General features: G+C 61.3%; 14 protein-coding genes and 1 pseudogene. 6 read left to right on the forward strand and 9 right to left on the reverse strand.

From position 1 onward, the window contains the following. Positions 1 to 31 precede the first annotated feature (31 nt). The 4 genes from ACODSJ_RS13100 to ACODSJ_RS13115 form a co-directional block, all read right to left on the reverse strand. Positions 32 to 1864 carry an ABC transporter ATP-binding protein gene (locus tag ACODSJ_RS13100; protein ID WP_489102127.1) on the reverse strand — a complete coding sequence of 611 codons (1833 nt, stop codon included), beginning with the start codon at positions 1862 to 1864 and terminating at the stop codon, positions 32 to 34. Positions 1865 to 1948: 84 nt separating this feature from the next. Then, positions 1949 to 2503 (reverse strand): peptidylprolyl isomerase, encoded by a 555-nt coding sequence (locus tag ACODSJ_RS13105; protein WP_489102128.1) that lies wholly within the window; start codon positions 2501 to 2503, stop codon positions 1949 to 1951. A gap of 4 nt (positions 2504 to 2507) precedes the next feature. After that, a complete protein-coding gene (locus tag ACODSJ_RS13110) occupies positions 2508 to 3311 on the reverse strand; it encodes an alpha/beta fold hydrolase (RefSeq protein ID WP_489102129.1) in 804 nt (267 codons plus the stop codon). 14 nt (positions 3312 to 3325) lie between these two features. Then, positions 3326 to 4249, reverse strand: coding sequence for a PA3225 family LysR-type transcriptional regulator (locus ACODSJ_RS13115; RefSeq protein WP_489102130.1), 924 nt, complete (start codon positions 4247 to 4249; stop codon positions 3326 to 3328). A gap of 50 nt (positions 4250 to 4299) precedes the next feature. Between ACODSJ_RS13115 and ACODSJ_RS13120 the strand changes: the two genes are divergently transcribed. Further along, entirely contained in the window at positions 4300 to 4614 is a 315-nt protein-coding gene (locus ACODSJ_RS13120) for a 3-phosphoglycerate kinase (RefSeq protein ID WP_489102131.1), read from the forward strand. 150 nt (positions 4615 to 4764) lie between these two features. Further along, complete coding sequence (locus tag ACODSJ_RS13125; RefSeq protein WP_489102132.1) at positions 4765 to 5364, forward strand: FMN-dependent NADH-azoreductase; 600 nt, start codon at positions 4765 to 4767, stop codon at positions 5362 to 5364. 218 nt (positions 5365 to 5582) lie between these two features. Here ACODSJ_RS13125 and ACODSJ_RS13130 read toward each other — a convergent pair whose 3' ends face one another. Next, the gene (locus tag ACODSJ_RS13130; protein ID WP_489102133.1) at positions 5583 to 6881 is read right to left on the reverse strand and encodes a mechanosensitive ion channel family protein; all 1299 of its coding nucleotides are present in this window, start codon (positions 6879 to 6881) and stop codon (positions 5583 to 5585) included. A gap of 192 nt (positions 6882 to 7073) precedes the next feature. Between ACODSJ_RS13130 and ACODSJ_RS13135 the strand changes: the two genes are divergently transcribed. After that, positions 7074 to 8420: a DEAD/DEAH box helicase gene (locus ACODSJ_RS13135; RefSeq protein WP_489102134.1), complete on the forward strand. Its 1347-nt coding sequence runs from the start codon at positions 7074 to 7076 to the stop codon at positions 8418 to 8420. 256 nt (positions 8421 to 8676) lie between these two features. On the opposite strand, the pseudogene ACODSJ_RS13140 reads toward ACODSJ_RS13135, so the two are convergent. Further along, positions 8677 to 9033 (reverse strand): annotated as a pseudogene (locus ACODSJ_RS13140) (DUF899 family protein); the annotation flags it as partial. 145 nt (positions 9034 to 9178) lie between these two features. Between ACODSJ_RS13140 and ACODSJ_RS13145 the strand changes: the two are divergent. Beyond that, on the forward strand, positions 9179 to 9571 hold the full coding sequence (locus ACODSJ_RS13145) for a transcriptional regulator (protein ID WP_489102135.1): 393 nt from the start codon (positions 9179 to 9181) through the stop codon (positions 9569 to 9571). A gap of 35 nt (positions 9572 to 9606) precedes the next feature. Here ACODSJ_RS13145 and ACODSJ_RS13150 read toward each other — a convergent pair whose 3' ends face one another. Then, positions 9607 to 10473 carry a DUF6279 family lipoprotein gene (locus ACODSJ_RS13150; RefSeq protein WP_489102136.1) on the reverse strand — a complete coding sequence of 289 codons (867 nt, stop codon included), beginning with the start codon at positions 10471 to 10473 and terminating at the stop codon, positions 9607 to 9609. Between the two features lie 220 nt (positions 10474 to 10693). After that, on the reverse strand, positions 10694 to 10882 hold the full coding sequence (locus ACODSJ_RS13155) for a hypothetical protein (RefSeq protein ID WP_265066595.1): 189 nt from the start codon (positions 10880 to 10882) through the stop codon (positions 10694 to 10696). Positions 10883 to 11200: 318 nt separating this feature from the next. Between ACODSJ_RS13155 and ACODSJ_RS13160 the strand changes: the two genes are divergently transcribed. Then, entirely contained in the window at positions 11201 to 12037 is an 837-nt protein-coding gene (locus ACODSJ_RS13160; protein WP_489102137.1) for a CvfB family protein, read from the forward strand. A gap of 360 nt (positions 12038 to 12397) precedes the next feature. After that, positions 12398 to 13852 (forward strand): NCS1 family nucleobase:cation symporter-1, encoded by a 1455-nt coding sequence (locus ACODSJ_RS13165; protein ID WP_489102138.1) that lies wholly within the window; start codon positions 12398 to 12400, stop codon positions 13850 to 13852. Here the strand turns inward: ACODSJ_RS13165 and ACODSJ_RS13170 are convergent, their stop codons facing one another. After that, on the reverse strand, positions 13853 to 15040 hold the full coding sequence (locus tag ACODSJ_RS13170; RefSeq protein WP_489102139.1) for an MFS transporter: 1188 nt from the start codon (positions 15038 to 15040) through the stop codon (positions 13853 to 13855). Between the last annotated feature and the right edge of the window lie 6 nt (positions 15041 to 15046).

Here is a 15046-nt window from a genome sequence, read left to right on the forward strand (position 1 = left end):
CTTGCTCCCTCGCCACAGAGGCCGCGGGGGATCAGTCGATCCCCACGAACCCACCGGTCTGATGCCGCCACAACCGTGCGTACAACCCACCCTGGGCCAGCAGTTCGGCATGGCTGCCGGTTTCGGCGATGCGGCCGTGTTCCAGCACCACCAGGCGGTCCATGCGGGCGATGGTGGAGAGGCGGTGAGCGATGGCGATTACGGTCTTGCCTTGCATCAGCGTCTCGAGGCTTTCCTGGATCGCCGCCTCGACTTCCGAGTCCAGGGCCGAGGTCGCTTCGTCCATGATCAGGATCGGCGCGTCCTTGAGCAGTACCCGTGCGATAGCGATGCGCTGGCGCTGGCCGCCGGACAACTTCACGCCGCGTTCGCCCACGTGGGCATCGAAGCCGGTGCGACCTTCGGCATCGGACAGCAGCGGGATGAATTCATCGGCGCGGGCCTTGCGCACGGCGTCCCAGAGTTGCGCATCGGTGGCGTCGGGCTTGCCGTACAGCAGGTTGTCGCGGATCGAACGGTGCAGCAGCGAGGTGTCCTGGGTGATCATGCCGATCTGTTCGCGCAGGCTTTGCTGGCTGACGTCGGCGATGTCCTGGTCGTCGATGAGAATGCGCCCGCCCTGTACGTCATAGAGACGCAACAGTAGGTTGACCAGAGTGGATTTACCGGCGCCGGACGGACCGATCAAGCCGATTTTTTCACCGGGCCTGATGTTCAGGTTGAGGTCGCCGATCACGCCGCTTTGCTTGCCGTAGTGAAAGTCCACGTGCTCGAAACGCACCTCGCCGCGAGCCACCGCCAAGGGTTTGGCCTGCTCGCGGTCGGTGACGCTGACGGGTTGGGCGATGGTCTGCAAACCGTCCTGGACCATGCCGATGTTTTCGAAGATGCCGTTGACCACCCACATGATCCAGCCGGACATGTTGACGATGCGGATCACCAGCCCGGTCGCCAGGGCAATGGCCCCGACGCTGATCAGCGACTGGCTCCACAACCACAGCGCCAGGCCGGTGGTGCTGACGATCAGCAAGCCGTTCAGGCTGGTGATGACCACGTCCATGCTGGTCACCACCCGACCGGCCAGCTGGGCTTTTTCGGTCTGCTCGGCGATGGCTTCGCGGGCGTACTGTTGTTCGAAGTGGGTGTGGGCGAACAGTTTCAGGGTGGTGATGTTGGTGTAGCCGTCGACGATTCGCCCCATCAGTTTGGAACGGGCATCGGACGACACCACCGAGCGTTCCTTGACCCGTGGCACGAAGTAATACAGTGCGCCGATGAAGGCGGCGATCCAGAGCAACAGCGGGATCATCAGGCGCCAGTCGGCTTCGGCGAACAGCACCAGGGAGCTGATGGCGTAGATCAGCACGTGCCACAGCGCGTCCACGGCCTGCACCGCAGAATCGCGCAAGGAGTTGCCGGTTTGCATGATGCGCTGGGCGATGCGCCCGGCGAAGTCGTTCTGGAAGAAATTCAGGCTCTGCTTGAGCACGTAGCTGTGGTTTTGCCAGCGGATCAGGCTGGTCATGCCGGGGCTCAGGGTCTGGTGCACCAGCAGGTCATGCAGGGCAACGAAGATGGGCCGCAGGATCAGCGTCACCACCGCCATCCACGCCAACTCCAGGCCGTGGACCTTGAAAAAGTCGGCATTGGGCGTGGCCTGGGCCAGGTCGATGATACGGCTCAGGTAGCTGAACAGCGCCACTTCGATCAGCGCGCCGATCAGGCCGACCACCAGCAGCACCGCGAAGCTGGGCCAGACTTGTTTCAAGTAGTAGGTGTAGAAGGGCAGGACGCGGTTCGGTGGGGCCGAGGTCGGAGCGTCGCGGAAGATGTCGATCAGTTTTTCGAAACGGCGATAAACCATCAGTCAATGCCCTGGCGGGGGCTCTCCTTTTGCTATGGGCGGCGCGGGACTGCCGTCGCCGCCCAGGCTTGCCGCGTGCCGTGATCAGTCGATGCGCTTGGCCGACTTGATGAGCACCGGGTCGACGGGCACGTTCTGCATGCCTTGTTTGGTGGTGGCAGGCGAGTTGACGATGATGTCCACCACGTCCATGCCCTTGACCACTTTGCCGAACACCGCGTAGCCGGCATCACGGCCCGGGTCGAGGAAGGCGTTGTCGGCGACGTTGATGAAGAACTGCGCGGTGGCCGAGTTCGGGTCGGAGGTGCGTGCCATCGCCAGGGTGCCACGCACGTTGTGCAGGCCGTTGCTGGCTTCGTTCTTGATCGGTGCCTTGGTGTCTTTCTGTTGCATGGCTTGAGTGAAGCCGCCGCCCTGGGCCATGAAGCCCGGGATCACACGGTGGAAAATCGTGTTGTTGTAGAAGCCGCTGTCCACGTACTCGAGGAAGTTCTTGGTACTGATGGGAGCCTTGACCGGGTCCAGTTCGATTTCGATCTGGCCGTTGCTGGTGTCCAGCAACACATGGGGTGCTGGCGCGGCCATCAGGTTGGCGGCGAACAATGCGGTACCGGCGGCGAGGGCGAGTTTTTTCAGCATAGGGTCAGTGGTCCTGAGTGGTGGAGTCGGTTACGGTCAAAAAATCGAGCAGCGTTTGGTTGAAGCGTTCGGATTGATCCAGCGGGGTAGCGTGCCGTGAATCGGCAATGACCACCAGCCGTGCATCCGGTAGCAGCTTTACATAGGCTTGTTTCACCGCCACCGGGCTGTAGTCGTGGTCGGCACAGATGACCAGCGTTGGACAGGTGATGTCGGACAGTCGTTCCTGAACGCCCCAGCCCACGACGGCATCGAAGCTGGCGAGATAAGCATGTTTATCGTTTTTTGCCCAGCGTCGGGACATTTCCAAGCGTAAATCGGTTTGCTCCGGCTTGGGGAACAACTTGGCGCCCAAGGCCTTGCCGATGGCCCCCAGGCTGAGGATGCGCATCAGGCTCCAGCGCTTGAACCATTGCCAGCCATCGTCGAGCGTGCGGATTTTGACTTCAGGCACGCTGTTGACGATGCACAGGCTCTTGACCAGAGGCGGGGCATCCAGCGCCAGTTGAAAAGCGATCATGCCGCCCATGGACCAGCCCACCAGGTGCACCGGTTCCAGCTCCAGATGCTCGATCAGGGCGATCAGGTCGGCGCTGAAACCTTCGATGCTGTAGGGCCCGCGTGGTTTGTCCGAGCGTCCATGCCCGCGCACGTCCACCGCGATCACGTGGTAGTGGTTGGAAAACACCGGGATCTGCTTTTCCCAGTCCCGGGTACTGGAACCCAGCCCGTGGACCAGCAGCAAGGGCGCGCCGTGACCATATTCTTCGTAGTGCAGATTGCAATCTTCATGTTCGAAATAGGCCATCGGCGAAGTCCTTGTCAGGCTTGTTCAGGGGCGGCGAACGGCGTGTCCAGTGGTGCGGTGTCGAAGGTGCGCAGCAGTTCGACGAGAATCTGCGAGGCCGGGCCCAGGGGTTTTTCCTTGTTCGAATACAAATAGAAACTGGGGTTGCGACTGCCACCCTGGTCCAAGGGTAGACGTTTGAGCGTGCCTTCCTTCAATTCCCGCTCGATCATGTGGCGAGGCAGCCAGGCAAAGCCCAGGCCGCTGCCGACAAAGGTCGCGGCGGTGGCGAGGCTGCCGACGGTCCAGCGCTGTTCGGCGCCAAGCCAGCCGACGTCACGGGGTTGCTGGCGGCCAGAGTCGCGGATGACCACTTGCAACTGGCTTTCCAGGTCCTGGAACGTCAGCTCGCGGTTGAGTCGATGCAAGGCGTGTTCGGGATGGGCGACGGCGACGAACTCCACGTCGGAGAGTTCCGCGCCCAGGTAACCGGGGATGCTAAGGCTGCTGATGGCCAGGTCGGCGACGCCTTGCAGCAGGACCTCTTCGACCCCCGACAGCACTTCCTCGCGCAGCCGCACCCGGCAGCCGCGGCTCTGCGGCATGAACGCCGTCAGGGCTCGCACCAGGCGCGCAGTGGGGTACGCCGCGTCGACCACCAAGCGCACCTCGGCTTCCCAGCCTTGCTCCATGTGATGGGCCAGGTCTTCCAATTGGCTGGCCTGTTTCACCAGTTGCCGTGAGCGGCGCAACAACACGCCACCGGCTTCGGTCAGCACGGCCTTGCGTCCGTCAATGCGCAGCAGCGGTACGCCCAGTTGATCCTGCATGCGGGCCACGGTGTAGCTCACCGACGATTGGGAGCGATGCAGCACTTCGGCGGCCTGGGCGAAACCGCCGTGGTCCACCACGGCTTGCAACGTTCGCCATTGATCAAGGGTCACGCGGGGCGCTTTCATATCCAGCTCCTCTTGTCCTAAGCTGGCGGTCCCTTGGTGGAGACTGCCGAATGAAAAAAATCTGTTGTGTGGTGCTGGCCTTGCTGCCACTGACTGCGTTTGCCTACCCGATCGATGTGGAAAAACACCTCAACGGCTTGAGCATTGACTACAACGCCTATGACACCGACGCCGACATCGGCTCCATCCAGGTCAACAACTACGGCAGCACCGATGCGGCCTGTACCGTGGTCTTCAACAACGGCCCCGAGGCGCCGCGCACCCGCAAGATCGAAGTCGCTGCCGGCAAGTTCAAGAACGCCACGGCCAAGTTCAACCGCAACATCATCAAGCTGCGCATCAAGCTGACCTGCCAGCCCAAATAACCGGAGCGGGGCAGGCGACGCAGCGCTTGCTCCGCATCTAAACGAAAATATCGATGCTTTGCAGCAATTATTTGCGCTTTTTCATCGATTGGCTAGCGCTTAACCTTCACTCCATCGACTGACAACATTCTCAGATGGAGCCTACAAGCCATGTCCCGCGTTCTGATCATCGAAAGCAGTGCCCGCCAGCAAGACTCGGTCTCCCGCCAACTGACCCAGACCTTCATCAGCCAATGGAAAGCAGCGCACCCGGCCGACGAAATCAGCGTTCGCGACCTGGCCATCAACCCGGTACCGCACCTGGATGCCCATTTGTTGGGTGGCTGGATGAAGCCTGCCGAGCAGCGCAACGACATCGAGAACGCCTCCCTGGAGCGCTCCAACCAACTGACCGATGAATTGCTGGCCGCTGATGTATTGGTGATGGCCGCGCCGATGTACAACTTCGCCATCCCCAGCACCTTGAAAGCCTGGCTGGACCACGTGCTGCGTGCCGGTGTGACCTTCAAATACACCCCCACCGGCCCCCAAGGCCTGCTGACCGGCAAACGCGCCTTCGTGCTGACCGCTCGCGGCGGCATCCACGCCGGTGGCAGCACCGACCACCAGGAACCCTACCTGCGCCAGGTCATGGGCTTTATCGGCATCCATGACGTGACCTTCATTCACGCCGAAGGCATGAACCTGGGTGGCGATTTCCAGGAAAAAGGCTTGAATCAGGCTAATGCCAGACTGTCCCAGGTGGCCTGAGTCTTAATCTTCGGGTAATCGCCAGGTGGTCTAGTGGCCTGGCAATTCCCTTCAGACGTTTCGCGCATCGAACCTCCCTTTGCACTTGTTGCTCCTGAGTGCATCAGCCCGATTGAACGCTTTAGCGAGATCGGGCTTTTTTTTGCCCGCGATTTAAAGACCACCGCATACCCCTCATGTGGGAGCGGGCTTGCTGTTCACTTAAGCGCTTTTGAGGGTCAGACCACCTGCTTCTGCGGCTCCGAAACAGTGCTCGCCCCCAGCACCGCCGGCAGCAGCCCTGAGCGTAGGTCCATGCCGCTCGGCTGCTGGTACAGGTTCAACCCGAACTCCGGCATCACCGCCAGCAGGTAATCGAAAATATCCCCCTGGATGCGCTCGTAATCGGTCCACGCCGTGGTGCGGGTGAAGCAGTAGATTTCCAGCGGGATGCCATGGGCGGTGGTCTGTAGCTGACGGACCATGCAGGTCATGTTCGGTTGGATCTCGGGGTGGCTTTTCAAATAGGCCAGGGCGTAGGCGCGGAAGGTGCCCAGGTTGGTCATCCGGCGGCGGTTGGCCGACATGGCCGCGACGTTGCCCTGGGCTTCGTTCCAGGCCTTGAGCTCGGCCTGTTTGCGGCCGATGTAGTCGGTCAGCAGGCGCACCTGGGTCAGGCGCTGTTCTTCCTCGTCATGCAAAAACCGCACGCCGCTGGCGTCGATGAACAGGCTGCGCTTGATCCGTCGACCGCCGGCTTGTTGCATGCCGCGCCAGTTCTTGAACGATTCGGACATCAGGCGCCAGGTGGGGATCGAGACGATGGTCTTGTCGAAGTTCTGCACCTTGACCGTGTGCAGCGTGATGTCCACCACGTCACCGTCGGCGCCGACCTGGGGCATCTCGATCCAGTCGCCGACCCGCAGCATGTCGTTGCTGGTCAACTGCACGCTGGCGACGAACGACAGCAAGGTGTCCTTGTAGACCAACAGGATCACCGCCGACATCGCACCCAGGCCCGACAGCAGCAACAGCGGCGAACGGTCGATCAGCGTGGCGACAATGATGATCGCGCCGAACACATACAGGACCATCTTCGTCAGTTGCACATAGCCTTTGATCGAACGGGTCCGGGCGTGCTCGGTGCGGGCATAGACATCCAGCAGGGCGCTGAGCAGGGCACTGAGGGCCAAGACCATGAACAGGACGGTGAAGGCCGTGGCGATGTTGCCGAGGAACACCAGGCTGGTCTTGCCGAGCCCAGGCACCAGGTGCAGGCCGAACTGGATCATCAGCGAGGGTGTCGTTTGCGCCAGGCGATGCAGGACCTTGTTCTGGCGCAAATCGTTGACCCAGTTCAAGGCGGGTTGGCGCCCGAGCAACTTGGCCGCATGCAAAATCAGGTAGCGCGCCACGCGTCCGAGCACCAGGGAAATGGCCAGCAGCACCACCAGGCCGAGGCCGGAATGCAGGAGCGGATGCTGGTCAAGGGCACCCCAGAGGTCTTGGAGGTCGAGCCAGAGCTGTTTGATGTCCATGGGGAAAGCGGTTCTTCTCTAAAGATGCGACGGACGATTAGAGCATTTAAGCCTGTCCAGGTGACCGTTGATGACGGCTGGCGGCCAAAAAAAGCCACTGATTGTCGCCGTTTGCATAAAGAAACTCGGCCTGCGCGTTCGAAACCGTTACCCTATGCAGCTGATTTTTTGCATTTCTTCGAGGTAGCACCCGTGTTTTCCGAATTCGCCCTGCACGAACGCCTGCTCAAAGCCGTGGCCGAGCTTAAATTTGTCGAGCCAACGCCGGTGCAGGCAGCGGCTATTCCGCTCGCGCTCCAGGGGCGTGACCTGCGGGTGACGGCGCAGACCGGCAGCGGCAAGACCGCCGCGTTCGTGCTGCCGATCCTCAACCGCCTGATCGGCCCGGCCAAGGTCCGCGTCAGCATCAAGACGCTGATCCTGCTGCCGACCCGTGAACTGGCCCAGCAGACCCTGAAGGAAGTGGAGCGTTTTTCGCAGTTCACCTTCATCAAGTCTGGCCTGATCACCGGTGGCGAAGACTTCAAGGTCCAGGCCGCCATGCTGCGCAAGGTGCCAGACATCCTGATCGGCACGCCGGGACGGATGATCGAGCAGCTGAACGCCGGCAACCTCGACCTCAAGGAAGTCGAAGTGCTGGTGCTGGACGAAGCCGACCGCATGCTGGACATGGGCTTTGCCGAAGACGTGCAACGCCTGGTGGACGAATGCGCCAACCGTCAGCAGACCATGCTGTTCTCCGCCACCACCGGTGGTTCGGGCCTGCGCGAAATGGTCGCCAAGGTGCTGGACAACCCGGAGCACCTGCAGCTCAACGCGGTCAGCCAACTGAACTCCACCACCCGCCAGCAGATCATCACCGCTGACCACAACCAGCACAAAGAGCAGATCGTGAACTGGTTGCTGGCCAACGAAACCTACGAAAAAGCCATCGTCTTCACCAACACCCGGGCCATGGCCGACCGCATCTACGGTCGCCTCGTTGCCCAGGAATACAAGGCGTTCGTGCTGCACGGCGAGAAAGACCAGAAGGACCGCAAGCTGGCCATCGACCGCCTCAAGCAGGGCGGGGTGAAAATCCTCGTCGCCACCGACGTCGCGGCTCGCGGCCTGGACGTGGAAGGCCTGGACCTGGTCATCAACTTCGACATGCCCCGCAGCGGCGACGAATACGTACACCGCATCGGCCGCACCGGTCGTGCGGGCAACGACGGCCTGGCGATCTCGCTGATCTGCCACGGCGACTGGAACCTGATGTCGAGCATCGAGCGCTACCTCAAGCAGAGCTTCGAGCGGCGCACCATCAAGGAAGTCAAAGGCACCTACGGCGGACCGAAAAAGGTCAAGGCCTCGGGCAAGGCCGTTGGCGTGAAGAAGAAAAAGGTCGACGCCAAGGGCGACAAGAAAAAAGCCGGCGCCAAGACCCCCACCAAGCGCAAGACCGCCAACCGCCCGAAAACCGACGCCCCGGCGCTGGTCAGCAAGGACGGCATGGCCCCGCTCAAGCGCCGCAAGCCGGCCGCGCCAGCGGCGGAGTAAGCCGACAGGAGTGCTTCATGAAAAAACCGGACCTGGGTCCGGTTTTTTTATGAACAACTGAATCTGACCTAAAACCCCGTGGCGAGGGAGCTTGCTCCCGCTGGGCTGCGCAGCAGCCCCAACAGGGTCACTTGTCTATCACCCTTGATGTTGACGCTCAGTCTTTGGGGCGCTTCGCACTGGAGCGCCAGCCTGGCCCAGCGGGAGCAAGCTCCCTCGCCACAGGTGGGGCGGTGCTCGACTGGGGTTTGGCGTATCAGCCATGGCAGCAGCTGTGGGGCTTGGTGTCTTCGTATTTGTCGTGGTGCCTTACCCAATCCATGATTTCGTCTTCGTTGCGGCCCTTGGGCGTGAGGTCGAGGTAGTTGTAGGTGCCGACCAGGAGGTCGAGGCCGCGGGCGTAGGTGGAGTAGGTGTGGAAGATGTCGCCGGCTTCGTTGCGGTAGAAGACGCTCAGGCCGGGGAGTTCGCCTTCGGCGCTGTCGGTTTTTTCGTAGTTGTAGGTGGCTTTGCCGGCGGCGGTGTCTTCGGCCTTGAAGCTGACGCCGAAGTCGACGTTGAAGTCGCAGCCGTTTGATGAGACCCAGTCGAAGGCCCAGCCCATGCGGCGCCTCAACAGTGGTCGTTTGGCCTTGAAGCATTTCGACAGGCCGTTGGTCGGCTGGTGAAACAACCCGCCGGTAAGCCTGGCTGAACGGCGGCGCAGCACCTCGGTCACAACTTGGGTAGGCATCTCACTCTTTGGAGGATGGACCAGGATGACGACTTATAACTGGGACTTGATCGAACGGTTGCTGCACGAAGTTCAGAACGGCGCCGGGCACAGCTTTGCTCCTCGGGCTTACGCTGAGGAGTACGCGGCGGCGAAAGCGGCTGAAGGCGAGACGATCGAGAACCTCGATCATCTGAAAGCGGTCGCCGGTGAGTACGAAAAGCTGTTGCTGGAGCGCGGCTATATCGAGCCTCGGCCAGAGGAGGAGGGCGGTAACGGCGAGAACTTCAGGCTGACGCCCCGTGGTTCGCGGTTGTTGAGCCTGATCGACAGCAGCATTCCGGGCAATGACCATCCGCGCCAGGTGTTGGATGAGCAGGAGGATGCGCTGGATGAGTTTACCTTTGATGATCTGGCTTCGAAGGCTCAGATTGCCTGACGGATATACGCCCCTCCCATTGGATTTCAGTGATTTCAGGAGCGCGCCGCTTTCAGGCATTTCAAATCACTGAAATCCTTCTTCACCCCATCGATTTTCTTCAGCAGCCGCTCACGCTGGGGCGCGGTGCTGTCGGCCATCAGGTCGATGAGCAGGCTGCGGGCCTGGGCTTCGGTGTTGTCGTAGGCTTCGCGGTAGGCGGGGGTCCATAGGCTTTCGCGGTTGACCAGCAACTGTTCGATGCGTTGGGGGAAATCGGGGCTGTGGCGCTGGGCCACGGCGGCGCTGAACTGGTTCTGCCAGTGGGCCCGGTTGGCGATCCATTGCTGGTTCTGGTCGCCCAGGGCGGTGGACCAGGCCACCACCCGTTGGCGCTGGGCCATGTTGAGTGGGCCGAGCCAGTCGTTGAGGCGTTTTTCCATGCGTTCGCCGCGTTCCTGGATCTGCTCCTGCAACGTCGGCTTGAGGTATTGCTGCTGGCGTTTGCGCTGGTCCTTGACGAAGGCGGCATCCATGTCATCGACCTGGTCATTGCTCAGGCCTTGCAGCAGCTCGATGGCCGAGGGGGTGATTCGCCTGGCGGTTTCGGCGATGGCGGCCTTGGCTTCCCGGGTGCGTTCTTGCAGGGCTTGGTCGGTCACCTGGTTGGTTTGCACCATGATTTTCAGGCGATCGAGCCAGTCCAGGTAGCCGGGCAATTGGGTGGTGCAATGCCAGCTCAGGTGTTCCTTGAGGCGTTCGTCGAACCAGTCCTTCTGCTCGCCGTTGATCTCCAGGTAGTCGTTGAGGGTCCAGGGAATGATCAGGTCGAGGTTGCGATAGGCCAGGCCGATGCGGCTACACGCGGTGAAGGTCAGCAGCAGGGCGAGGAGCAGGGCGGTGCGTGATAACCAGCGCGACATGAGCGAGTCCTTGCAAGTACCTGGGTGTCTTGTTTGAGCATGGCAGGCGCGCGGCAGTTCAGATGGCCAAATACGTAACGCTTAGTAAAAAGAGTCGGAGCAGGCTGTGCAGCTGCTGCCACTGAGGCCGTTCGTCGATTCAGGCGAAATGGGGCGGGGTAGGAAGAGGGGCAGTCCAAGCGCTTCGAAGCTCAAAGCGCTTTGGGACCGGTACCGCAGGTTACTTCTTGCCGAGGCTGATCTGCTTGGACGGGCCGAATGTCTGGCCGCTGACGCCTTTGGCAATTTGTTGGATTTCACCACCGGATTTGAGGAACGCAGCGATCTGGTCGTTGATCGACTCGCTGGTTTCAACGGCAGGGGCTGGCTTTGCTTTGCTGTGGGATGCTTTTACGCGCATGGCGGCCATTAACCTATGGATAATCAATCGGCCGGGCATCGTACAGTAAATACTTGACAAATGCTGGGCAAATATCCTTTTGAATCTTTGCCAATGGCTGGAATATTGAGTGCTTCAAACCTGTGTGGTGGCCCTAAACCACTGTTTTAAATAGCATCCCTGACCACCGCACAGTGCCTATGGCGAAGGGCGCTCGCCACAAGCTGCCTGACGAATGGCCAGCCTTGCGCTCAGAGGGGCGGGACAAATCAGGCGCGGCGCAACGTGGTGCCGAATCAGGGGACAAAACCGGGTAGAATGCCGCCCTCGCAATGAGGGTATTTGGAAATGGCTTTAATCGGGCGCTACAACAGTTTGCAAGTGGTCAAGCACACAGACTTCGGTTTATATCTGGATGGCGGTGCGGATGGCGAGATCTTGCTGCCCAATCGTTATATCCCCAAGGATATTCCCAGCGAAGATGAAGACTGGCTCAATGTTTTTATCTATCTGGACAGCGACGACAAACTGATCGCGACGACGGAAAAACCCAAGGTCCAGGTGGGTGAATTCGCCAGCCTGAAAGTGGTGGAGGTCAACAGCATCGGGGTTTTCCTGGACTGGGGCCTGCCCAAGGACCTGTTGCTGCCGTACTCCGAAGAGAAGCGCCAACTGAGCGCCGGCGAGTATTGTGTGGTGCATGTGTATCTCGACAAGCGTACCCGCCGCATCACCGCCACGGCGCGCCTGGATCGCTACCTGGACAAGACGCCAGCAAACTACGCGCCAGGGCAGGAAGTCGATCTGCTGGTCGCCGAAGCCACCGACATGGGATTCAAGGCGATCATCAATAACAAGCACTGGGGCCTGATCCACAAGAACGAAATCTTCAAGTTCATGCGCGCTGGCAAGCAGGAGAAGGGCTTCATCAAGGAAGTCCGTGCGGACGGCAAGATCAGCCTGAGCTTGCAGCCAGTGGGCCAGGAAGCCGCCGGCAGCCTGAACGCCAAGATCCTCGCCAAGTTGCGTGAGAGTAATGGCACGCTGGCGGTCAGCGACAAGAGCGACCCGGCCTTGATCAGCAGCCTGTTTGGCGTGAGCAAGGGCAACTTCAAGAAGGCCATTGGTGCGCTGTACAAGAATGGGCAGATTGTCATTCATGCGGATCGGATCGAATTGAGCTGACCTCAAGCGGGCCCCAGTAGATTTCATTTGCCCGCTGTGTGGGAGTAAAGCTTGCTCGCGAAGTAGGCACCTCGGTATTGAAGACCGCACCGCTTTCATCGCGGGCAAGCCTTGCTCCCACAGCTGACCGGCGCTGTATACAAAATATTGCACCTTTAGCATGCGTTCGCGCCCTGTTCGTGGGCGTATGCCTGTTCCTGCCCGGCTTCAATGCCCGCTGCACCCCCCGGTTTGTCTCACATTTCACCTCTATGGCACGCATTCTGCGTAACGGTTCGTATACAAACCATGCCGGCTCCCGTGCGCAGTATGGTGAGCAGGTTGACGCGGGGGCACGGCGGTACTCAAAGGAGCCCCGCAATGTCCGAGCAATTGCCCAACGGCTACAGCCCCCGCCTCTATAACGAGGACTTGGGTCCGCTGCCGCAGAAATGGAATTGGTACAACATCTTCGCGTTCTGGATGAGCGATGTGCACAGCGTGGGCGGCTACGTGTTTGCCGCCAGCCTGTTCGCGTTGGGCCTGGCGAGTTGGCAGGTGTTGATCGCGTTGTTGGGTGGGATCTGCATCGTGCAATTGATCGCTAACCTGGTCGCCAGGCCGAGCCAGCAAGCGGCGGTGCCGTATCCGGTGATCTGTCGGCTGGCGTTCGGGGTGTTCGGGGCGAATATTCCTGCGGTGATCCGCGGCCTGATCGCCGTGGCCTGGTACGGGATTCAGACGTACCTGGCGTCCAGTGCGCTGATCATCGTGGTGCTGCGGTTTTTTCCTTCAATGGACGTTTACGCAACGGCGCATTTTGCCGGTTTGTCCTACTTGGGCTGGTTCGGTTTCCTCAGCCTGTGGTTCGTCCAGGCGCTGGTGTTCTGGACGGGCATGGAGTCCATCCGCCGTTTCATCGATTGGGCCGGGCCGCTGGTGTATGCCGTGATGTTCCTGCTGGCCGGCTGGATCGTGTGGAAGGCCGGTTGGAGCAACATCAGCTTCACTCTGGCGGAAAAGTCCTTGTCCGGTTGGCAGGCGTTCGGCCAGGTGATCGTCGCGACGGCCCTGGTGGTGTCGTACTTTTCCGGCCCGACCCTGAACTTTGGTGATTTCAGCCGTTACTGCCGGAGCATGGCTGACGTGCGCCGGGGCAATTTCTGGGGGCTGCCGGTGAATTTCCTGGCGTTCTCGCTGGTCACCGTGGTGATTGTTTCCGGGACCTTGCCGGTGTTCGGCGAAATGCTCCATGACCCGATCGCCACTGTGGCGCGCATCGACAACGATATGGCGGTGCTGCTGGGGGCCTTTGCGTTCGTGACCGCCACCATCGGCATCAACATCGTCGCCAACTTCGTCTCCCCGGCTTTCGATTTTGCCAACGTGGCACCGAGCAAAATCAGTTGGCGCGCCGGTGGCATGATCGCGGCGGTGGCGTCGATTTTCATCACGCCCTGGAACCTGTTTAACAACCCTGAAGTGATTCACTACACCCTGGACGTTCTGGCGGCGTTCATCGGCCCGCTGTTCGGGATTTTGCTGGTGGATTACTACCTGATCAAAAAACAGCAGATCAATGTCGATGCGCTGTTCAATGACGGGCCGAGCGGGCGTTATTACTACAGTGGCGGTATCAACTGGACCGCGGTCAAGGCGCTGGTTCCGGCGACGCTGATGGGCGTGGCGATCACCTTCACGCCGTTGCTGCAACCGATGGCCAATTTCGCCTGGTTCACCGGTTGCTTCCTCGGCGGGGTGTTGTATTTCGCCTTGGCGCGACGCGAGCCCGCCGCGCAGTTGCACAAAGCGTTCAGCCCCGCCGGCCAGGCCTGATCAACGCAGGGCGGCCTGGGCACAGGGGTTTTGGCAGCGAGAGTTGGCCGCGCCTTGGCTGGCGGGGCGCAGCAACAGGCCGCCGGCCAGCAGCAGGCCGCTACCGGCGGCGATCAGCGCCGGTTGCAGGCCGCCGCTGAAATGACTGCTCAGCGCCGCCAGCAGCGGCCCACTGAGCTGGCCGACCGCGAAGCAGGCGGTCAGCAGACCGGCGTTGCGTTGGGTGGCGTGGGGTGCCAGTTCCCGGGAGCGCTGCATCACCAATTGCATGCAGGCCAGAAAAGGCGTGCCGCACAGGATGACCCCCAGCGCCAGCCCCGACCCACTGCCCAACAGGCAGGCGAACACCCCGGCCGCTTGCAGCCATAGTGTCGCGGTCAACCAACGACCGGTGGTGTGTGGATGCGCTCGGCGCAGGCTCACCAGCAGCACGCCGAGGGCGGCGGCGAGGCCGAAGCAGGGCCAGAACAGATCGGCCTGCCACTGCCCGTGAAACTGCGCCGCCGCCATTTGCGACAGGAACGTGGCCGGGATGATGTAGCCCACGCCATACAAGGCGTACACCACGCCGAGCCGGGCGATGCCGCGCGTCGGGGAGGGCGCGGTCGGCGCAGCGACGGCGGTGGTTGCGACGGGGGACGGGAGAATCGGCAGGATCACCAGCAACATCGCCAGCGCCACGCTGGCATACGCCAGCCATAGGGTGGCGGACGCCTGGCCTAGCAGATTCGAACCCAGGGCCAGCACACCCGTCAGGAAAATCCCCAACCCTGGCCCGGCGAATACCAGCGCGCCCAGCCGAGGCCGTCCGGCCTGCGCGGCCAGGGGTTGGCTCAGGGCGGTGATCATCACCAGCACCCAGGCGCTCGCCACACCGGTGCCGAAACGCAGCGCCAGATGCGGCCAGAAACCCCAGGCCCAGAACGACGCGAGGGTCAGCAATACGCACAGCCACAGGCCGCCGAGCAAACGCCGGCGCACCTGTTGCGGGCGGCGTGCAAACATGGCGTCCACCGCGCCGAGGAAGTAACCCAGGTAGTTGGCGGCGGCGACCAGACCGGCGGCAGTCAAGTCCAACTGACCTTCGCCGATCAAATGAGGTAACTGGGGCGTGAGGGAAAAGCGGCCGATGCCCATGGCCATCATCAGGGCGATGAAACTGGCGAGCAGGCGGATCAGGGGCGACATGGTCGT

Source organism: Pseudomonas sp. FG6, assembly GCF_057809015.1.